Origin of the sequence: Bradyrhizobium sp. UFLA01-814 (assembly GCF_046718885.1) — a bacterium.
GTDB lineage: Bacteria > Pseudomonadota > Alphaproteobacteria > Rhizobiales > Xanthobacteraceae > Bradyrhizobium > Bradyrhizobium elkanii.
The window spans coordinates 1-20,738 of the sequence record NZ_JAQOSR010000014.1 but is presented as its reverse complement, the minus strand read 5'-3'; the positions used below and the strand labels follow the sequence as shown (position 1 = coordinate 20,738).

General features: G+C 57.6%; 19 protein-coding genes and 1 pseudogene. 9 read left to right on the top strand and 11 right to left on the bottom strand.

Features of this window, described 5'->3' with window-relative positions:
* Positions 1 to 73 precede the first annotated feature (73 nt).
* Both PMN64_RS06760 and phbB read right to left on the bottom strand, forming a co-directional pair.
* Positions 74 to 199 (bottom strand): hypothetical protein, encoded by a 126-nt coding sequence (locus tag PMN64_RS06760; protein WP_411780144.1) that lies wholly within the window; start codon positions 197 to 199, stop codon positions 74 to 76.
* A gap of 15 nt (positions 200 to 214) precedes the next feature.
* The gene (gene phbB / locus PMN64_RS06755) at positions 215 to 940 is read right to left on the bottom strand and encodes an acetoacetyl-CoA reductase (protein WP_411780143.1); all 726 of its coding nucleotides are present in this window, start codon (positions 938 to 940) and stop codon (positions 215 to 217) included.
* 163 nt (positions 941 to 1,103) lie between these two features.
* Between phbB and PMN64_RS06750 the strand changes: the two genes are divergently transcribed.
* The 6 genes from PMN64_RS06750 to PMN64_RS06725 all read left to right on the top strand — a co-directional run bounded on the left by PMN64_RS06750 (position 1,104) and on the right by PMN64_RS06725 (position 4,567).
* Positions 1,104 to 1,940 carry a universal stress protein gene (locus PMN64_RS06750; protein ID WP_411780142.1) on the top strand — a complete coding sequence of 279 codons (837 nt, stop codon included), beginning with the start codon at positions 1,104 to 1,106 and terminating at the stop codon, positions 1,938 to 1,940.
* 62 nt (positions 1,941 to 2,002) lie between these two features.
* Complete coding sequence (locus tag PMN64_RS06745) at positions 2,003 to 2,311, top strand: c-type cytochrome (RefSeq protein ID WP_411780203.1); 309 nt, start codon at positions 2,003 to 2,005, stop codon at positions 2,309 to 2,311.
* 62 nt (positions 2,312 to 2,373) lie between these two features.
* Entirely contained in the window at positions 2,374 to 3,096 is a 723-nt protein-coding gene (locus tag PMN64_RS06740; protein ID WP_411780141.1) for a CBS domain-containing protein, read from the top strand.
* Positions 3,097 to 3,115: 19 nt separating this feature from the next.
* The gene (locus PMN64_RS06735; RefSeq protein ID WP_283088612.1) at positions 3,116 to 3,274 is read left to right on the top strand and encodes a hypothetical protein; all 159 of its coding nucleotides are present in this window, start codon (positions 3,116 to 3,118) and stop codon (positions 3,272 to 3,274) included.
* Positions 3,275 to 3,463: 189 nt separating this feature from the next.
* Positions 3,464 to 4,141 carry a helix-turn-helix domain-containing protein gene (locus tag PMN64_RS06730; RefSeq protein ID WP_411780140.1) on the top strand — a complete coding sequence of 226 codons (678 nt, stop codon included), beginning with the start codon at positions 3,464 to 3,466 and terminating at the stop codon, positions 4,139 to 4,141.
* A 150-nt stretch (positions 4,142 to 4,291) separates the two neighbouring features.
* Positions 4,292 to 4,567 (top strand): hypothetical protein, encoded by a 276-nt coding sequence (locus tag PMN64_RS06725; protein WP_411780139.1) that lies wholly within the window; start codon positions 4,292 to 4,294, stop codon positions 4,565 to 4,567.
* Between the two features lie 113 nt (positions 4,568 to 4,680).
* Here the strand turns inward: PMN64_RS06725 and PMN64_RS06720 are convergent, their stop codons facing one another.
* The 6 genes from PMN64_RS06720 to PMN64_RS06695 are packed head-to-tail and all read right to left on the bottom strand — an operon-like array spanning position 4,681 to position 12,633.
* Entirely contained in the window at positions 4,681 to 5,985 is a 1,305-nt protein-coding gene (locus PMN64_RS06720; RefSeq protein WP_411780138.1) for a glutamine synthetase family protein, read from the bottom strand.
* A gap of 26 nt (positions 5,986 to 6,011) precedes the next feature.
* Complete coding sequence (locus tag PMN64_RS06715) at positions 6,012 to 7,298, bottom strand: ATP-grasp domain-containing protein (protein ID WP_411780137.1); 1,287 nt, start codon at positions 7,296 to 7,298, stop codon at positions 6,012 to 6,014.
* Positions 7,295 to 8,350 (bottom strand): EamA family transporter, encoded by a 1,056-nt coding sequence (locus tag PMN64_RS06710; RefSeq protein WP_411780136.1) that lies wholly within the window; start codon positions 8,348 to 8,350, stop codon positions 7,295 to 7,297. The genes PMN64_RS06715 and PMN64_RS06710 overlap by 4 nt, the downstream gene beginning before the upstream one ends.
* The gene (locus PMN64_RS06705; protein WP_411780134.1) at positions 8,319 to 9,137 is read right to left on the bottom strand and encodes a gamma-glutamyl-gamma-aminobutyrate hydrolase family protein; all 819 of its coding nucleotides are present in this window, start codon (positions 9,135 to 9,137) and stop codon (positions 8,319 to 8,321) included. The genes PMN64_RS06710 and PMN64_RS06705 overlap by 32 nt, the downstream gene beginning before the upstream one ends.
* Positions 9,134 to 10,192 (bottom strand): dhydrorhizobitoxine desaturase, encoded by a 1,059-nt coding sequence (rtxC, locus tag PMN64_RS06700; RefSeq protein WP_411780133.1) that lies wholly within the window; start codon positions 10,190 to 10,192, stop codon positions 9,134 to 9,136. Before rtxC ends, PMN64_RS06705 begins: the two co-directional genes overlap by 4 nt.
* A gap of 29 nt (positions 10,193 to 10,221) precedes the next feature.
* On the bottom strand, positions 10,222 to 12,633 hold the full coding sequence (locus tag PMN64_RS06695) for a 2-aminoethylphosphonate--pyruvate transaminase (protein ID WP_411780202.1): 2,412 nt from the start codon (positions 12,631 to 12,633) through the stop codon (positions 10,222 to 10,224).
* 1,404 nt (positions 12,634 to 14,037) lie between these two features.
* Between PMN64_RS06695 and PMN64_RS06690 the strand changes: the two are divergent.
* Positions 14,038 to 14,264: pseudogene (locus PMN64_RS06690) on the top strand (ATP-binding protein); the annotation flags it as partial.
* Between the two features lie 608 nt (positions 14,265 to 14,872).
* On the opposite strand, the gene PMN64_RS06685 reads toward PMN64_RS06690, so the two are convergent.
* The gene (locus tag PMN64_RS06685) at positions 14,873 to 15,331 is read right to left on the bottom strand and encodes an N-acetyltransferase family protein (protein WP_411780132.1); all 459 of its coding nucleotides are present in this window, start codon (positions 15,329 to 15,331) and stop codon (positions 14,873 to 14,875) included.
* Positions 15,332 to 15,905: 574 nt separating this feature from the next.
* Here PMN64_RS06685 and PMN64_RS06680 point away from each other — a divergent pair.
* On the top strand, positions 15,906 to 16,097 hold the full coding sequence (locus PMN64_RS06680) for a hypothetical protein (RefSeq protein WP_411780131.1): 192 nt from the start codon (positions 15,906 to 15,908) through the stop codon (positions 16,095 to 16,097).
* Between the two features lie 1,068 nt (positions 16,098 to 17,165).
* A complete protein-coding gene (locus PMN64_RS06675; RefSeq protein WP_411780130.1) occupies positions 17,166 to 17,630 on the top strand; it encodes a MarR family winged helix-turn-helix transcriptional regulator in 465 nt (154 codons plus the stop codon).
* Between the two features lie 874 nt (positions 17,631 to 18,504).
* On the opposite strand, the gene PMN64_RS06670 is transcribed toward PMN64_RS06675, so the two are convergent.
* Positions 18,505 to 18,690 (bottom strand): hypothetical protein, encoded by a 186-nt coding sequence (locus PMN64_RS06670; protein WP_083633112.1) that lies wholly within the window; start codon positions 18,688 to 18,690, stop codon positions 18,505 to 18,507.
* Positions 18,691 to 20,050: 1,360 nt separating this feature from the next.
* A complete protein-coding gene (locus tag PMN64_RS06665) occupies positions 20,051 to 20,380 on the bottom strand; it encodes a hypothetical protein (protein ID WP_411780129.1) in 330 nt (109 codons plus the stop codon).
* Positions 20,381 to 20,738 lie beyond the last annotated feature (358 nt).

The window sequence follows — 20,738 nt, the reverse complement described above, 5'->3', positions numbered from 1 at the left end:
CGGAGAGTGCGTTGAAGAGCATTTGCTGTCACTGGATTCGAGCAATCCGCGCACACGCACCGTCGCCCTCCAATTAAACTTGCGCACGGGCCGGCAGGCCGCACTGATCGATCTCAAGCAGCAGCTCGACGGCATCGAGCACGGTGGCAGTCGGCTTGATCGTCGCGAACGAACTACGCATCACATCGGTGGCGAGCATTGTCATCTCTCCTATTCAACACATGTGTTGGCCGCCATTGATCGACAGCGTCGATCCGGTGATGAACCCTGCTTCGTCGGCAGCAAGAAACGCGACGGCACGGGCAATCTCCTCCGGCTGCCCCAGCCGCCCGACCGGGATCTGCGGCAGAACGGAATTCTGCATGACATCAGCCGGCACCGCGGCCACCATCTCGGTGTTGATGTAGCCCGGGCAGATCGCATTGACCGTGATGCCGAACCGCGCGCTTTCGAGCGCCAGTGCACGGGTGAAGCCGAGCTCGGCGGCCTTCGCCGCGGCATAGTTCGTCTGGCCGATCTGACCCTTCTGCCCATTGATCGACGAGATGTTGATGATCCGCCCGAACTTCCGCGCCCGCATGCCCTCGATGAGTGACCGGCACATGTTGAACAGCGAATCGAGATCGGTCCGGATGACCGCGTCCCATTGCAGCTTGGTCATTCGATGCAGCGTGGCGTCGCGCACGATACCGGCATTGTTGACCAGGATGTCAATCGGGCCCAGCGCCGCCTCCACCTCGCGGACGCCGGCTGCACAGGCCTGGAAGTTCGCGACATCCCACTGGAATACGGGAATTCCCGTCTGATCCTGAAACGACCACGCGGCTCCCGCATTTCCAGCATAGCAGGCCGCAACCCGGCATCCGGCGGCAGCGAGGGCACGCGAAATCGCGGCGCCAATTCCTCTGCTTCCACCCGTAACCAATGCGACGCGCGCCATGTCGGCCCTCCAAGTTCGGCACAACATTTGCGCGAAGTAGACGCTCGATGAATTGATCTCGCTCAATCAAAATCCACGACAGCGCATGAGGCAGATCAAATTTGTTCACCTCGACCCGTGCTTTGATAGCACTTGCTCTTCCACCCCCTTTGGAGAACGGCCCATGTTCAAGAACATCCTGGTCCACATTCCGACGGAGTTGTCGCCACGTCCCGCGGTCGACGGATCGGTTTCGCTCGCGCTCGGCACCGGCGCGCATCTCGACGCAATGGCGATCGGCTACGAGACCGCCAGCGTACCGCTCGTCGTTGAAGGCGGCGCGGCGGTCGCCTCCCTGTTCGAGGCTGAACATGAGCAGGCCCTCGAACGCGCCGAGGTTGCGCTGCGCGTCTTCGATATCGAGGCGCGAAATGCGGGGATATCCTTCGCGAGCCGCGCCGTGGGTGCGCTCCCCATCGATGCGCGGGAGATGATCTGCGCGAGCGCGCGACTGCATGACCTGACCGTGGTGGTGCAGCCGCTGGGCGAATATAATAGCTACGACAACGTGATCCCGCGCGAGCTCTTGTTCCAGGCCGGGGGTCCTGTTCTGTTCATGCCCTATACGTTCCACGGCGCGTTCTCGGCGAAGCGAATCGGGATCTGCTGGGATGGCAGCCGGCTTGCCGCCCGCGCGCTGCATGACTCGATGCCCCTATTGCACGCAGCCGACGCTCTCGTGGTCATCACCATTGATGGCCCTGACCCAATCCCCTCGGAAAGCTCCACCGACCATTTGGTCCGATATCTTGCAACGGCCGGTCTTCCGGCCAAGATCACGTCGTTGTCGGCGTCCAAGTCCGAGGTTCAGTCAATCTTACTGTCGATCGCGGCGGATGAAAGCCTTGACCTTCTTGTGATGGGCGGATACGGCCACTCCCGCCTGCAGGAAACTCTGCTCGGCGGCGTGACGCGCGACATGCTGCGCGCGATGACCGTTCCGGTCCTGATGTCTCACTAAGCGCGAGCCGAACTGTGAAGCATCCAGCCGGGACATTTCAGAGCCATATCGCTCGTGGCTTCGTGGTCATCAGCGCGATCTGCGCCGCGCTGACTCCAGCCGCTGCGGACCAGGAGCAGGGCCGTCGCCTTGCGCAGCTCTACTGCGCCCGCTGCCATGCAATCGATCGGGTGAGCCCGAGCCCACTGAGGATAGCACCTCCGTTCCGGACGTTGCACGAACGCTATCCGGTCGAGATGCTACAGGAATCGCTGGCGGAGGGAATCGTTACCGGCCATCCGACCATGCCCCAGTTCAGCTTCGAGCCGGACCAGGTGGGCGACTTCATTCTGTTCTTGGAATCTCTCGAGCGGGGCCAAGCGGACCGTTGAGCCAGGTCAATGCGCGGAACGCACAAAGCCTCATTGTTCAAGCTTCAACACGGAGGTCCGACATGCGTGCGCATCAGATCATGACCAAGCATATCATCGCCGTCAGTCCGCACACGAAGATCCTGGATGCGGCCAACATCATGCTGCGATGCCACCTCAGCGGTCTGCCGGTGATGGACGAAGACGGCACGCTCAGGGGTATGGTGTCCGAGGGAGATTTCCTGGAACGCGGCGAGATCGGCACAGGGCACAAGCGCTCGGCATGGCTGGAGCTATTCACCGGCGTGGGTCGCGCTGCGACCGATTTCGTGCACGAACGCGGCCGCAAGGTCGAGGATGTCATGGCGACGAACCCGATCACCGTCGAGGAGCAGACACCACTCGACGAGATCGTGCATCTGATGCACAAGCATGGCGTGAAGCGGGTGCCGGTCGTGAACGGCAAGACCATGATCGGAATCGTCACCCGGGCGGACATCCTGCAGGCGGTCGCATCGCTGGCGCGCGAAGTTCCCGATCCGACCGCCGACGACAGCCATATCCGTGAACGGATCCTGCGCGAAATCAACGCCACCGGCTGGCGGCCGGCCGGCTTCCAGGTCTGGGTACGCAACGGCGCCGTGCATCTGCACGGCCTGATCTTCGATGAACGAGCTCGTCAGGCCGCGATCGTGCTCGCCGAGAACACCTCGGGCGTCAGGGAAGTCCACGATCATCTCTGCTTCGTCGACGGCTACTCCGGCTACTACGTGGAATCGCCGGAAGACGTCAAGGCGGCTAGCTGATCAGATCGAGGAGCCGCACATGGCAATGAGTACACTGCTTGTCGTCTCAGCCGTCTGTCTCGTCTTCGCGATCTTTGCGCTCGTGCTCGCCTTGACCGATCGCAACACGACGCGCTGGCGTCAGGAACAGGACCGAGCCAGCACACGCGCTGCCTATCCCGATAAGAACGGGACCTAGCAGCGCTTTTTGCCTCGCGCGCCGAGACACTGATGTCTCGCCGTGCGGCCACCATTCATTGCCCTGCACTCCCCGGAGCTACGTACAAATACGTAAGTGGCTTCTACTTAGGGGAAATATCCAAATTTCCCGATCCACGAGATGCGATCAATCTGCCTCCATCGATCTTCCCATTCATGGAGCGTCGCCATGCAGACCCAGAACGCCACTTCTTTCGAGAACAGCCGTCACCCGACCAGCATCCTCAGCCGGCAGGCGCGCGTTGAAGGGCCCTTCGGCATGATTGGGACGCCGATGCGGTTCGCCCGCAACAGCGAAATTTACGGCGAGGACGAGCCCGCGGAATACCTCTATCAGGTCGTTTCCGGCGCCGTCCGAACCTACAAGATTCTGGAAGACGGACGTCGCCAGATCGGCGCATTCTATCTGCCCGGGGATATTTTCGGATTCGAGGCCGGCGAGACCCATATCTCCTCGGCCGAGGCCGTCTCCGAGACGCGGGTCATCGTGGTCAAGCGCGCCGCGCTCATGGTCCGTGCGATACACGAAAAGGAGCTGGCACGCCAACTCTGGGATGCGACGGCCCAGGAACTGCGTCGCTTCCAGGAGCATCTGATGCTGCTGATCTGCAGCGCCGAAGATCGTGTCGTCGGCTTCCTCCACGACATGGCGCGCCGCGCCGTCAAGAATGCGGCGATCGAGCTTCCGATGTCGCGGCAGGATATCGCCGACTATCTCGGTCTGACGATCGAAACGGTATCACGCACCTTCACCCAGCTCGAGCAGAACGGCGTGATCTCCCTTGCGACCTCGCGTCGGGTGGAACTGCGCAACCGCGCGATGTCGAACCGGATCATGGCGGCGTGAAAAGGGCGCGCCAGAATCCGATAATTAGCCGCAAGTGAGAGGCAAGGAGATGCGGTCGAACCTGGCGATCACCTATGGGCAGGACAGCTACCGCGCTACACCCACGGCTCCGCATTCTTCTGCGGCGGTCGGCGAGGCCGATTACCGGACATGGCTCAGGTCGATTCCAACTCGGCGGCCGGCCTCGATCTACCTGCATGTTTCGTTTTGCCGGTCAATGTGCTGGTACTGCGGGTGCCACACTTCTATGACCAGGCGCGACGAACCCGTTACGCCGCCGGCTTCGAAGCGCATCTCGTTGCGGAAGCGATCGGTGGGCGATTACCTGTCTCCCACATCCATTTCGGCGGTGGCACTCCGACGATCATGACGCCCGAAACCTTTGCCGACTTTGTCGTCGGGCTGCACGAAAAACGAGTACCGTAGCGCGCTGGAGATCAGCACCGGAGGTAGGCGATCGCCTACTCGAGTTCTTCGTCAGCATCCGCGGCGGCGTCACCGATGCTGCCCACGAGCGCGGCCGCAAGAGTTTGCGCACGCTAAATAATCTCGAAGTATCGTTCGCGCTCAAAGTCAGTAACTCGATGTTGAATGGCTTCCCACTCCCAACGGCGGGAGCACGAGAAGGCTTCGACAAACCTATCTCCAAATAGATCGATGGCTTTTTGAGATCGCGCAAACCGGCTTGTGGCCTCTAATAAATGTTGGGGAAGCCGCTCCGGGGAACGTTCATTTTCCTCGCTTGCATCACCAACAAACGGAGCTGCTAAGTCAGCATCCTCCTCAATTCCTAGAATGCCGGAGCCGAGGGCACACGCGAGAGCGAGATATGGATTCACATCTGCGCCACTCAGTCTGTACTCAAGGTGGTGCGCTTCCGAGCCTCCGGGGATGACCCGCACCGCACAGGAACGATTGTCGACCCCCCAGCTTGGGCAGATTGGAGCCCAAAAGCCGGCGACCAATCTCTTATAGCTATTCACGTTCGGCGCAACCAGCACACAAAACTCCGTCATGTACTTCAGCTGTCCGCCAATGAATTGGCTCATAGTTTCCGAGATGTTCCACCTCGTCTCGCTGTCGTAGAACGCACTGTTGCCATCTGATGACATTGAGATGTGAATATGTCCCGACTGACCCGGCCAGTTCTCAGACACTTTGGCCATAAACGAGGCCGTCATCCCTTTCGTCTGCGCCCACGATTTTATCATCGACTTGAATATGACTGCTCGATCAGCTGCATCCAGGGCATCACAATGACGCAGCGACGCCTCAATCACGCCGGGCCCGGTTTCAAAATGAAGCCCACTGAGAGGTGTCCTAGCGTTTTCGCACAGTGCTAGGATCTCGTCGAACAGCTCTTCGTTCGCAATGGCTCGCGTCAGTGAGTAACCGAATGGTCCAAGCGTCAAAGGAGCCCATTCATCAAATGGCTTATTATTGATGGTCTCGGCGCTCTCCTTGAAAAGCATAAACTCAAACTCGAACGCAGCAGTACAGTTATATCCATGCTCAGCTGCTCTTCTTAGGACCTTACGCAGAACACCACGCGGGCAGATGCTCTCATGGGCGCCCACAAACTCAGCTAGGTACAGATCCCGCCGATTGGACACGGGACGACCGGTGCGCGACAGAATGCGCAGGTCCGCATCCCCGAACGCTGATGGCGGCCTCTTGGTAAAACTCGCTGGTATCACTCGGTCCGAACAATCCCAGGCAAGCACGGCTTCAGAAAATCTGACGATTTTATCTCCATTCGAAAGATCCTCAGCCGCGACATGCTTCCCTCGAAGGACCCCGTCAAAGTCGCACACTCCAGCCACCGCGACGCGAGCCGTATTCATGCCAGTCGTTCCGATCTCGCTTGGCATTAGTTCTGACCTAGGCTCGCTAGATCGAATACCTCGTCCATCCGCATTGCTCGCAACTTGCGATAGTCACTCTCAAGCTGGTTCAAGTCGTTGTTCACGAGGTACACGATACCCGGTGTTGACGCTAAATCGGTCGTCGGAACCAAGTTTTCCCCTACCGGAACGAATGCAATTGCATCCGCGAAACTTGGCAGCTTACGGATTGCTTCGAGCCCCGGATAACCGCGGACAAGACCGCCTACGTCAGAGATAAGCGAGACACACAGCGCGTGAGCCCTCCGGCTGTACGGGCCGCGCTGTCTCATATGTGCAAGAAAGCCAGCAGGATCTGCGTAGCGCCACGCCGTTAGTGTCATGTGATTGTGACCCAACGCCATCGTCCGGGCTTTTCTGGACATTGTTCCTTGAAGCCTCGCTCCAAAGTCCACCAGAACGGGCCCCGCCTTGTCGACGATGATCTCTGCATGAGCGGGTCCGTTGACGATCTCAAGCGCTTGCAACGCACGCATCAAATAGTTGGACAGCTGTCCCACGACTGGATCCTCGCCATCCAGCAAACGTTCGAGCGAGCAGATCGACGCTGCGCCCTTTACGGGGACGGTGTCATAAGTCCAGACCTCCGTGACGAAACTTTCTCCGTCGATAGACACGGCATTTACAGTATATTGTTGTCCCCTTATCTTCTCCTGCCCAAGAGCAAGGTGATTCAAGGCTCCGACACGATTTGTCTTTCCTACAATGGCACTCGTAGCCCGCCGGACGTCAGCATCACTCGAGCAGAAGAACACATCCTCCGTGCCGGTGCTATTCAGCGGCTTGATTACGATTTCGTCGAAGCTTGCTTGTCGCTTCCAGCTTGTGAAGTCTTCAGCATTACTTGATACCACCTGCCTGATCGATCGCACTCCTGCGGAGGACAACGCTTCAGACAAGCGCGATTTGTCGCGTCTTGCAGCTGACCGGGCGGTTCCATTCGAAGGTAAGCCGAGCCGCTCAGACAACGAGTCCGCCAGCTCAACTCCGGTCTCGCATCCGGCTATAATGAATTCCGTCTCTCGGCATCGAAGCGCCGCCAGGTGATATTCGATCACCTCCTCGTCCCTCATGTGCTCGTCCGGACGAATTAGCTCATCATATGAAGCAGTGTCGAAATGCGAGCGAAAGATCGGAGGAACCTGCGCAGCGGACATCACATGCACCGTTCCAATCCCGTAACGTCTGAACTCTTCCGGCAGGTAACGGCCTGTCGAGTACGCGTCGACTATTGCACAATGGCGCTTGTTCATCTGGACCTCCGATACTGGACATAAATGGCGCAAAGGGCGACAGCCGTAATGAGAATATTTCCAATGAAGGTGTATGAAGAGGGCGCAATACGAGCATCGCAATACTGAAACAGAAACGAAATGATCGGAGCCGCGGATAGGACCATGTTTACCGTCATTGGTTCTACGCGGCGGATGCCCTCCTGAATCAGGAGCAACGGAACAATGATCGTCGATAATGCAATGATCGCGATCGCACACCAACGCTGCGAAACCTCAAGTACGATTGAGGAGCGATCGACAAAAAGCAGCAGCAACAAAAGCGTGCCATAGAAGCGATGAGCAAGCACTTGTCGGCCCGACAATCCACGGTCGAACAGCAATTTCATGAGGACATTGGTAAGGGCGAGCGATAGACCGGCCACAATAGCCACAAAAATGCCGAATGATGACCGAGGCCCCCATTCGACGCCGGCATTGCCGCTTGCCGAAATCCAAATCATGTACCCCCCGATGAGCGCAACCAAAGCACTTACGGCAACGTCCGATTTCGGGGGATGGCCCTGTTTTCTGATCCAGGCGTTCAGCCACACAGTCGCAGCAGGCCCCAACGCCACCATGAACGTGACGATGATAGCGGGTTCGGCATATTTCAGTCCGATGAAAAGCCCAACCCAGCTGATTGCGGTGACGACGTTGAGCGACGCCAGGGCTGTAAGCGAGGACTTCGTGATCCTTGGTCGACCGCTTTCGCGCCGAGCCAAAAGGTTGAACGTCAGACATACCAGGGCAAAGGACAGCAGGAGAGTGCTGTAAATATCTGCCTGCTGAAAATACGATGCCGCATAGATGTCACCTGCCGCACTAACGATGACATAGAGGACGACATAGAGAACTCCCACGGCGAAACGACGCGCCCCCGTTCGCTCCGTCTGCACGCGCGTGGAATCGAGCGATGCAGGAGCCTTTCTCGAACCGAATTCGAGAGACTCCTGTTTCGATTTACAAGGAGGACATTTCCCTTGGCGTTTCACAGTATCCCTATCGCTTATTTCTCTGGCAGTATGCGACACAAGCGTCTCCGAATGCCTTGAAGAGTCGCTTGCTCAAAAGATCGGTAGCCACGTGCCACTCCGGATGCCATTGCACACCAATCTGCAAGGTCGGCGCGCCAATTACGGAAACGGCTTCGACCAGGCCGTCGGACGTCCACGCTTCGGGCTTCAACGCAGAGGCAATTTTTTCTATGCCTTGGTTATGCAACGAGTTGACTTGCGCCTCGGTCGCGCCCGCTATCGGGAAGAGCACACCATCAGACGGTATTGTTACGTAGTGCGACACATCGTACTGACGATCCCTTGGGAGACATGGCTTCTCGGCGTGCATCGCTCCACTCTCCGGCCTCCATTCCGCCAGCGATGCATGAAGCGTGCCGCCGAAATAGACGTTAAGCTCCTGGAGGCCACGGCAAATGCCCAATATGGGCATCCCGAATGCAACGGCCGCACCAATGGCTGCCGCGGACAGCCTGTCCCTTGGACGGTCGCGGATGCCAACTTCAACATCCGGTTGGTTCGTCGGTGTAGTGGAAGCAGGCGACCGCACGACGGCAGCATCAATATTCGATTCATCTCCAGTCAGCACCAGACCGTCCAGCCTGGACATGATTGGAAGAACGCCATCGATCCCCACATCATCGGCATCGATAGTCGGTAGTATCACGTTCGTCACCCCCGCGTAACGAACGAGGGCATGCACGTATTTGCGCCGCAACCAATCGCGGTGCACGCCATCAGCCAAAAGACGGTTTGAGGTGATGCCCACCACGGCTCGGACTGATTCTGCCTGTTGCGAGATCAAGCCAGGTTCTCCCGCGCATTTGCGCCAGCCAGGGACTGCTCATACAGGCGTCGATTTCGCTGCTTTAACTGGGAGATTACGCTCGGCTGACCTTGAGGTCCCTTGACGAATAGCCCTCCCCAAGTTGAAGCAACGCTTGCGTACTGAGGATCCTGCATTCGAATTTTCTGAGCTTTGCGCAAGAGCCAGAAAGGGATGCCGGGCGACAGATGATGCTCTAGGTGGTATTCATCCAAATTCTGCCCAAAGATCGCTCTTTCCAGAAAATTCCCCTTTCTGTTGCGAGTTAGATAGACGTTCTTGGTTTCGGTCTCGCACATGGGCGAGTGCTCGGCGAGCTCGATAAACCAGCCGAGGACCTGAAACGTGGTGAGATAGGGCACGATCCAGAACAGGATGACGAAGTGGAGGATACCAAGAAGATATGACCCGCCCAGTATGGCGAACCAGAACAGATAGAAGCCATACGTATCGACAAGAATGCCCGACCGATCCTGGTCCTCGCTATCTGCTATTGAAAACCGGTTCGTCCAAAGGTACTTCATATACGCGACCGTCGCGCCACCCAGTATCGGCTTCCAGATCATATTGAAGGCGTACCGCCCAGGAGGCTGGACGTCGTAAACACCGCGGGCCAAAAAGAATTTTAGATCGGGATCCTTCTCCGGGTCGCCCAAAAACGGGTGATGCAGATAGACGTGTGAGATCCGGTATGCCCAATGGCGTTGGAACAGAGGATAGGCCGCGAACAGAATCCCCAGGACATAGTTCCAGGTGGTGTTTCTGGCGAGGGTACGATGGGCCGCATCGTGAGCGATTGTCGTCAATCCACGTTGATAGGCACCTATCAGTAGGACAGCGAGCGGATAGAGCCACCAGGAGAAAGAGATCGTCGCGACCACGCAGGCTGCGATTACAGCATAGTCTTTGGCGATATAAGCAGCTCCCGTTATGTTATCTGGTCTCAGCTCGGAGAGCTGCTTGTTGATCTCGCGGCTGAATTGAACCGCCTCATAACGTGACGACCTCAGTTTCCAAGCATCTGCCTGTTTCATGCGAACCCCTTCCTGACAGCTTCAGGTTGTCAGATTGCCGAAAGTGCCTTGTTCAAGTCCTTGATGATGTCGTTGACATCTTCGATGCCGACACAAAGCCGGATCGAGCCACCAAATATGCCGGCGGCTTCGCGCTTTTCCCGTGGGACGGTAGTGTGGGTCGTCGAAACAGGATGTGTCACAAGCGTGCGGGCATCCCCCACGTTTGAAACGTGGTACATCAAGTCGACGTTCTGGATGAACTTGCGTCCGGCTTGTTCGTTCTCGACCTCGAACATGACCATCGCCCCGTGCCCATACTCTGCGTTGAGTGTTTGATCGATGGTTTCTCGATCAGCTCCTTCAAATAGGCCTGGGTAAAAGACGCGACATACTTTTGGATGTTCTTTAAGAGCCTCGGCTACGATCTTCGCGTTTGCGCAGTGCTGCTTCATGCGAAGGTGCAGTGTTTCAAGCCCTTGGATCAGTTGAAAGCTTGCAAAGGGGGCGATGGCCGCACCGGTATCGCGCAGCCAAGTCATCCGGGCTTTCAAGAGAAACTCGCTCTGGGCAAGATCCTCGATATCCTGCAACGCGTTGCGCCAGATGATGCCACCGTGGGCGTCGTCAGGGTTGTTGAACAAGGGAAAGCGTGAGCTCCCCCTATAATTGAAAGCGCCGTTGTCAACGATTAGTCCGCCCAGGGTCGTGCCATGGCCGCAGATGTATTTGGTCGCGGAGTACGTCGTAATCGCGGCACCGAGCGCTGATGGACGGCACACGAGCGGCGTTGTCGTATTGTCTACGACCAGGGGCACGCCGTGCCTTCTGCCGATTTCTGCCAGCTGCTTGACGGGAAGCGGAATCAGACAGGGATTCGAGATCACCTCTCCGAACAGGCATATTGTGCGGTCATCAATGGCACGTTCGAAGGTTTCTGGGTATCGAGGATCTGCCGTCTTAACGCTGATACCGAGACGCCTCAACGTGTTGTGGAGCAGGTTCCACGTATTGCCATATAGGTACGGAGATGCGACGACATTGTCCCCCACTTCGCCACTCGACAAGTTGACGATTGCAAGGAACGTCGCCGCTTGGCCCGATGCAACGGCGAGAGAGTCGCTTCCCATGTCGACAGCCGCATATCTCCTTTCCAGCGCACGGGTCGTCGGATTGATAATCCGCGTATAAGTGAAACCATCGGCCTTTACGTTGTAGACGTCCGCAATATGGTTGAGATCACCGTCGAGTTCGTAAGCCGTATTCTGGTAGATCGGCACTGCCACGGCCTTAGTTGTGGGGTCGCGACGATATCCGGCGTGCAGAACAGCAGTTTCCGTGGAAAATGGGTACCGCGAGGCGGTCGCGATTGAATGCGATGTGTCGGCACGACTTTCGCTAGTCTCCCGGGGTGACGTCCGTCCCGCAAGCCCGGTGCGACCAGACCGAAAATATGTGCGAAAGGCGCACCCCAACTGCTCGATCCAACTGGGTTGAATTTCTCCAATACAGCCAATGCGAAAACTCCGGGTCGGAAGATGGAGCTTCGAATAGACGTACAGATTGTGGGCCGCCAAGTGACAATACAACCGATCGAACGCGACCTGATCCGAAATCCCGGCCGGCGCAACGAACGCCACGCAGATGGGAGACTGTAAGTTCGTCGCGAGAAGCGGGGTAGCCAAACCGTCGAGTTCGTTGATGACGCGATCTTTTATCTTTTCGTACCTGCGGCGCCTAACGTCGATGCCTTCGTCTCCCAAGATCTCGAGCGCCTTCGTGGCGGCCTGAACGATATGTGTGGGCGGAGTCGATCGCCATTCACCTGTGTCCTCAAACGAGCGCCATTGATCTCTAACGTCGAGCACAAATGATTTCGGTTCTTGAACCGAATTCTCCAGAAGTTCGTGAGACGCAATGACATAAGCGAGCCCTGGAGGGCCTTCTACGCACTTGTTGCTCGACGTGACCAAGACGTCTGGCCCGCCACGATTTAGGTCGATGTGGATGCCGCCGAACGAACTCATTGCGTCGACGATGGTCTTGATCCCTCGCCGCCTTGCACCGTCTACGATTGGCTCGAGCGGATTGACGATCCCCGTCGTGGTCTCGCAATGGACAAAGCATAGGTGAGTGATGGCTGGATCTTGGTTCAGACAGGCGGCGATTTCCTGAGGGTCCAAAGCATCGGTGGCTCGCTTGACAAGCTGAACTGCTTGAACACCCCAGAGCCGGAGAATCTTGAGCATGCGCTCACCATAGATGCCGTTTATGCAAACAAGCGGTCGGTCGCCCTGCGACACAAATGACGAGAGAGCGGCTTCCATTGCAAAAGAGCCACCTCCCTGAATAGGGACAACCGAGTATCCTTTTGGATTTCCCGACAGATTGAGCATCAACCGCCTCATACGGGCGGTCACTTCCTTGAACTCGAAATCACGCGATGCAAGGTCGAACTGCATCTGCGTTTTGACCGCTGGCGCGAGTGCAAGCGGACCAGGCGTTAACAAAGAACGCTGCCTTGTCACCCCATCCTCCCCTATAGTTGTATTAATCCGCGACTCTGGGGCACCGCCGCGCGAGGCGCCCGGCTCTTCCTGGCATTTGACATCGAGATCCTTGAAGCGATCTGCACCGCGGAGATCATGACGGAAGCACAGGTCAAGACGGCCCCACCATCTCGAGTCGCGAACGAGACAGTCAGCCAATTTGACTGGGTCTGGCCGCTGCCGTTCAGTGAAAAATGGAAGTTCGCCAGCGGTCTTCGCCGGACCATCGCGCGAGGGCACTGAGCCAGCCAGCGAACCCACAACTGCCGCTGCTGACCGCGCTCATCTTACAAGAGCCTAAGAATTGGGACATTCGCACTTTTTGCCACTCGTTAACCGGCTATGTTTGAGATCGTACAACTTGACGCCACGTGCGATTCAACCCCCTTTCAGCTCGTGGGACGAATATTTCCGAATTTGCATTCTGACGTGCGGCCACGCGCTCTCTAGCCCACGCCTACTGCTGCCAAAGTCAGCCAGCATGACGCCTTTGCGCCTAAACACAGCGGCCTTGGCATGCTTCTCCAGTCGGATTTGACTGCAAGCCGCGGCGCCTGCGATTGCTCTTCTGCCGCGATCAATTCAGGGCCGTAGCGCTGGCGGAGAACGACAGAGGTGCCGTTGAGGGCACGGACCGACGGAAAACGGCCGCGGCCGTATACCATCCGATAGTCGACGCAGCTTCGGCGAAGCCGTACATTGCAGGATGGTTGGCGGAAAGCGGGCTGCAGCCGTTGACATTGCTCTGCGCCGCATATCGAAAGCACGGTCCGGATGCCCTCGCCCGTCGCCCGTCACGAGCACCTCGCCGATTGCCGAATCGAGCCGCTTATCTATGATCACCCGGCCTTGCGGTGTATCGAGCTACCCTTTGGCGAGACGCACGGGATCGCAAACGTTAGGACCGGGCCGGGTGGCATGCTCCCGACATGAGCTCCTCCCCACACATTACGCAAGCGAACGATGCCGGCTAGATATCAGTCGGCATGTCGTCATGGGGACGGCAGCAGCAACACCGGAGCAACGCAGCGCATTTCGAGCGAAAGTGAAAATATCGGGATGCGCAAAAGGCAGCTGAGCGAGTGCCCGGGCAAACAGCTGCGACATCGTCAAAGGCTACCCGGCGGCATCCGGCGGCAATGGCCTGACACTCGCGCTAGGCAGCCCAAGAAAGCGCGGTGCCTCGTGTGCAAACATCACAGAAGCGAGAGCTCACAGCCGTCGCGGATAACGTCGAGCGACTCGGCGCGTTGTGCGCAAGACCGTGCGCCAGCTCAGCAGGCTCGCGTGGCATCACGCGACCTCTCGCTCATTGGCGTCAAACGCCTCGAGATCGAGACCCGCAATGCACGGCAAGGACGCCTTGCTGAGCACCCGGATGGACTTCTTGGAGAACTCGGATATTTACCCTTGGCCTAGTCTGGCGGCCAGCTTCTCTCCACCTAATCAGCCGGCTCTATGAGCGCACCCTCGTCATCGTCACCACCAATCTCGCCTTCGGAGAATGGCCCAGTGTGTTCGGCGACGCCAAAGGGACCACTGCGTGCTCGATCGGCCGGCGCCGACGGGGCGAGCGCTACCATCAAACCACGCCGCGCGAAAGGGCTCACAGTTGGAAGCCTTGCGCAGGATCTCCTTGACGTGCCGAAGCTCACGGTTCTCGCGTTCCAGTGCCTTCAGCTTCTCGGCGATGTCGACCGGAACGCCGCCCCGCTGCTCACAGTCAACCTCGGTTCACCCAGTCATGCAATGCGGCGTGCAGCCGATCTTGGCCGCAATCGATGTCACTGCTGCCCAGCGAGACGGGTGCTCGCTGGCATGATCCAGAACCATCCGCACCGCTGGGGCCCGGACCTCGGGTGAACACTTGTTCGTTTTTTGCTCATCATAGCTCCATGCTCTCAAGACTTGGAGCCTCCGGCAAATCCGGGGCGGTCCATGACCAGGACCTGCCACCGGTCAGGTCCGACCGAGAAGCTTATGGTCTTCGTCACATCATCCTTGTATCTGGGTATACCGGTCACGGGCTCTTTCAGATCAGCGTCCCCGCAACACCGGTTAGCGGAAGTCAACGCGAGCAAACTCAATTATTGCCTCGTTGCGAGGAACCGCTCCGAAATGCGACCGCAATCAGATAAGCGGCTTTAGTCGATCAACCAAGTTTCAATCGTAGGCGCGGTCCGATTTCGGTGAACCCGTTTCGCTTGTAGAATTGAAGAGATCGTTGCCACGCCGGCTGGCTAGGCGCACCCACCTCGAGCCTATTCCAGCCGCGCAGCCTGCCATGGTCGATCGCGGCTCCGAGCAACCGCTCAGCGACACCGCGTGAGCGATGCGCGGGCAAAACGTACAATTCGGTGATCGTCGCGGCGACACCCAACGTGTAGACGGCGGTGAATTCGGTGATCATCATGAGCCCGAGCGGACCGGCGTTCTCTTCTGCGAGAAACCCCAGATAATTACCCTTGTCTGCGAGGATTGCTCGCGCGCTGTCGACCCTACGACTTGCATCGGACGGATTGCCACTCAGCTCGACCAAAAGTGCATCGACAAAGCGACCGACGACTTCTGCATCTGCAGCGGCCACTCTCCTCGTGATGATCTCGGCCATCTTTGGGATCCTACGTTCGACTGACAAGTGCGCCTTGCTGTCACCTTCCCAGAAAGAACTCCCAATCATCCTAGCGACAGGCTCGACGAAGACCGTTAGCAGAATACAAGTTTGGACCGTCGCTCTCAATCGATTGGTGATTTCAGCCAGATGAGTGTCGCCAGTTCGAAACGCACGGTCCCGGACCTCGACTAATCTGTTGCTCGGCATCTAAGCGGCCCGCCTTCTGCGGCTCCCTCGATGCAAAAATCAGTCGCACGGATTGATGTGTCCCGCCTTGGTCTGCAACGTTCGCTCGTAGCTGCCGGCTCGCGTGTCCTGCCGAGCTGGTTGCGCTCATAGCGCGCAGCGCCGCAAAGCTGGTCCGCTTTGGCCTCCAGCACGGCATTCAGCGTCTCTTCGACCGTCCTGCGCACCATCTCGCCCCGGTGATCCCGAATCTGCGCTTCATCATTCTGTATCACCTGACCCATGGCATTCCCATCATTCAGCCTTGTACCTTCATTCTAGAAGAAGCAATCCCGAAATTGCGAAAGAATCTGTTCGCTATCCGACGCGGGCCTGGGCTAGCGAAGTGAACGACGTCTCTTCAACACGCAGCCGGCCGTTGATGGGAAGACGGTCCCGCTCTCTCGACGCCCGTGATATGATGCCAGATGTGCTGGCTGCAGAGGAGTTGTTCAAGATGAACGTCGCAACTATTGGGTTGGGCACCGCGCAGTTCGCTTATCACCTCCATGCGGTTGATGAAGAAGGTCGCGTCTGAAATGGCCCGCGGAGCGGGACCGCTTGAACCGGTTTGTTAGTTGGAAATTGACCGCTTCTCATCTCTTTCTAATCACGCTGCCAAAGACTCTGTCTGCTGCTGCCGCCGCTGTTGCTGCGGCATGCGGTCAACGCGTCAGCTTGTCTATCGTGTCCATAGCGTTCGCGGCCTCAGATTACACAAACGGCGCTCGGCGAGTGTTCTGGCAAACGGCCGCGCCATCATGAAGAGCCGTTTCGGCGGCCTTGGCTCGAGACGCGCCAGGCAGCCCGCGGAACCGCGGTGCCACGTCTGCCACATCACACAACCAAGGAGCCCGCCGGCATTCGCGGATGGCATTCAGCAATTTGCCTATTCGCGAGTTTCGGCATCAATCCACTTCTCGGCCGATTCCTTAGGCGCCCTCTTAATCGGATAAACCTAGAGCGACATAGTGCGTTGCGCGCGAGACGTGCGCCAGCTCAGCAGTCTCGTGCGGCGTCACGCGACCTCCCGTTCACTGGCGTTCTCCACCGGATAACCCCGCAGCTCCGTGGCTGGGCGCTTTTACTTTACGCTCGATAACCCTGCCGAGCCGCGGCAGTTGCCTGGTGAAGCGGCCTCCATGCTCGCTGCGAGTTTGCTGAATCGAGAAGTCTGCCACACGAGGATGCTGCACTGGCGCTCGAGGGTATAGAGGCCAAGGACGGCAAGTCGATTCTGGATGGCCTTTGTAATTTCGTTCTCCACGACAGGCGACCAGGAGCCTCTCTCAGCCTAGGCGCACTCCTCGCTGACAACGATTCCTGCGCCTCGATCGGATGCTCGGTAATGCAGGTCTCGTCGATGATGGCCGCCGCGAAGCCAATGCAGCTCGGAATGTCACTGCGCATGGAGGAGTCTAGAATTCCGTCGCTGCATCCCCGGGGCACCCCGTTCGTTCGAATCGTACCAAGTATTCGACCGCTTTCCTCAGATGAGATTGTCCACATTCTTGATTCGCGCTAAGGGGAAGCAAACCAAGGATGGAAACCCTCACACACGATGCCGCCAGATTTGTCTAGTCCAACAAGCGCGATGGGTACAAATTTGGCCGACGGGCAGGAGATGGTCTGCCGTTTCACGTGGGAGATCAGATCCATCAATGCGCGTTTGGAGGAGCTTCGCCAGTTTCGGGCCAATATGCTTGGCGTTACTGGGCCACAATGGACGATCTTGACGGCCTTGGCGGATTTGGAAGGCGAAGACGGAATTCCGGTCAATGTGGTGTCAAAGTTGATGCGCGTAGACGCTTCATTCGTGACGACCCAATCAAAGCTGCTGGAGAAAAATGGATTTCTTCGACGCAGGCCCTCCAAACGCGATGCTCGGGTCGTACAATTGTCGCTAACGGACAAGACTTGCAAGCATCTCATGAGCGTCTCTACAAAGCTGGAAGCACTGGACGAGTTCGTTTTAGCCGAGTTCGGCGTTCCGGACTCCCTCGAGCTAGTTAGCAAGCTAGCTGCAGTCAGGCATCGCCTGGAGAGCGCTTGCTTGAAAGCCGCTCTCTAATTCTGAGAATCAATGCATGGTCCTCGGAAATGACGTTGGACTGCGGCAATGTCTGATCTGCCAACCTTCGAAGTTTTATTGAAGCAGCGTGGGCGAAGGTGGTTGTGGTCGGTATGCGCAACCGATGGCACCGTGGTTATGACGGGCTCAGGAAACAGCCGATCTGCCGCCAGCTATGGAGCCAACAGGGCGCTTTTTCTGTTGCTGCTGAGCGCGCCATATCGCTCGGGACTTTCGACTGGAACAAGTCTGAGCTAATCCGCAGGCTCGTTTCTAGGCGCTCGCTTTTTACCGAGCTCTAAAGCTATCACGATCAGCGGCGAACGACCTGATTTAACGTCGTTCCCGTCTGGAGGACCGCGGGATGGTCAGCGTTCGGCACTTGTCAGAAGGCCACCGCGCCCAGCACGTGGCTCAGCACGTCCACCGGGCCCCCTTCGAACAGGCGAAGCAGATCGGCTCATTGTAAGATAAAGCCGACGCCGAATCTGCACCGACATTCCTCTAACACGACCTGTTCACGTAGAAGGCCTTCGTCGATAGAGAATGTCGACGCGTTGCGAGGCTTCGGGCCAAGAACGTGCACAGCGGATTCAGCATATGCACCGTTAGGCGACCGACGAGCCAGACGATTTCTAGGCGGCGACGAAAGGGACGGTACGATAACCGCCCCATACCGCTCCATATCCAAGCGGATCAGAGTCGCTGGCAAGCGGGATGAAGCCCGACATCACTACGCCTAAACAAACGGTGCGCAGGACCTGGCAGAATTGGGGTCGGGGACCATCTCACCGGCAATTGCAAAGCTCGAAGAGCGATCAAGGGCGGCCTGTCAGCCGCCCTACTCTGCGAGTTTTGGTACCGCCTTAGTAAGCTATCGCTGATGACCGAGGCCGATCCCGAGATGTAAGGCCTTCTGACGCAGCGCACCGATCGTGCGTTTGGTCACCTTTGATATTTTTATGACCGGAGTCCGGGCCTTCGAATGGGCCTTGAGCTCCTTGATATCTTCTTTGGTCCACTCGCGCCGCTTGATGCGTTTCTTCGTTACTTTCTTCACCCTGAATGCTCCTTGTGAGAGGGCGGCTTGTAACACAGTTTTTTCGGAGCGACGACCTTAAAAGTGCCACTCACAGGAACTCGTGCAGACTTACAAGGTGACGTGCTTGGGTAAGTGACTCTGACACGGCCCCGCTATAAGTTCTCGAATGTAATAATCGAGCAAACTATCGACAATCATACGTGATTAAGGCGAGGCTTGGCTGAGGAAGCCGCACATGTTTCTAGACTTTGCAGATGATTGGATTGCAAACGTATATCAGATAACCAATGCGACTTTGTATTTTTTCCGTATGGCGGACTAACCACGTCCACCATTCAAAAAGCAGGCGATATGCGACACATCACTGCCATGGCTGCTCGCATGTGAGCAACGATTGGGAAGAGAACACTCGCGACAACGTAGATCGAGATCGGGCGAAACCGTAAGCGAGAAGTTGCAGTAACAGTATCGACAACAGTCTGCTCAACGGTCTACGATGGAGCGGATCGCTGCGATTACGAGTAGAGATTACGCGCTTCTTGACCGAGCCATTGCACCGCGCCCCGTTGAGCGATGTCAGTCGCGCTCAGCGATGCGACGTGTGATGCTTAGCCTCGCCGATGCCAGGTGACTTGCCTCATGCGCCGAACATTCACCTCGTTATTAGCCAGCTACTCCTTTGGACGGCGAGATATTTCTGTGTCCCCCGCGACCGCACGATCTGACTTGCGGTGACCAATAACGAGCGGAATTGTGTCGGCTTTTCCTTTGCCATGGCGACGTGTTGCTCGATGCCGCGACTATGGAGCCGGTTGCTGTCACAGCGCGACGCAACTGCCAACTCGAACGAGCTGAACTGTTGACGACCGTAACGGCTTGCTACCATCAATGACAGGCCGATCATTCGTCTTAGGTCCGCGTCACTCAAACCGCGGCCACGCCAACCGGACGTTCGCGTTGGCGCTAGCCGGCGAAGCGCGTTGACGATCGGACCGCGGTCGCACGGTTTCATTTTGACTGTTTGGATCGAAATGGCCGTGTCCGGGCTCGTCGGCGGCGACGGCACGCCATGGCCGAGCCATCGAGATCGTCATAATGGCCGCTCTTCAATGACTATAGAATGCCGGCAGCCCGACAATGCGGCGGAGGCAGATGGACTGGGCTTCCATCGGGTTCTCGGCGCTCGCAGCCCATTGAACATGAAGCCGCGCCGAACTGAACCCTCTGTAAGACCTGGCCGAGCGGATCGATCGAGGCGAATTTGCCCCAAGCGAGCTCGTAATTCGGTCGGCTGATCTACGAGGGCGATCCATCATGCGGTTGAGGATGACGGAAGCCGCGGGCCGCGCTGTGGCCAGCGACGGGGGAATGAGTGGCATCAATCGAGGTAGCGCTGTGCGTGGCTGGCGGCTTCGCGATTAAGCGCACGCAGCGTTTGTTCATTCGGACACCATTTTGGAGGGCTTGCATGCTTCTCTTGATTGAGCTCAGCGGCACAGCGGCGTTTGGCCTGACATAGGCCGCACACGCGCTGCAGATCGTGTAATACGTCGCCATGATGCACGGCGAACGCTTGCTCTGGAAGCCCCGCAAGTGCGAGGCGCTTACTTAAAAGCTCGGGTACGCCAGGACGTTGCGCCAATGTTCGAAACTCGGCCGTGGAGAGTCTGAGCTCACGCGCGATTGCGTCGATATCGTGCTGGCTCAAACAAGCCAGCTCGGACTGTCGAGACAGAATAGTCCGTAACCGGCTGATCAGATTTCCGAAGAGCCAAAAACTACCGCTGTGTTCGGGTCGAGTAACCATGTGCCACCCTTAGCTCATAGAGACACGCCGGCTTTTGACGCGCATCAAATAGGACCGGCGCTGCGATGAGCCTGGAGGCCACGGCTTCAAGACAGGTTGCGAGGGGCACCCCCCCAGCGACAATCCGAGAAGCCAGCCGCTCAAGCGCCGCGCGACGATTCAACGCAATAAGTCGTTCTAGAGTAAGCGTAGCTCTGCGGCCCTTTTGAATGGCGCTTGACGCCTATTTTGTTCGCGTGGCGCGTCGCCGCGATATCCA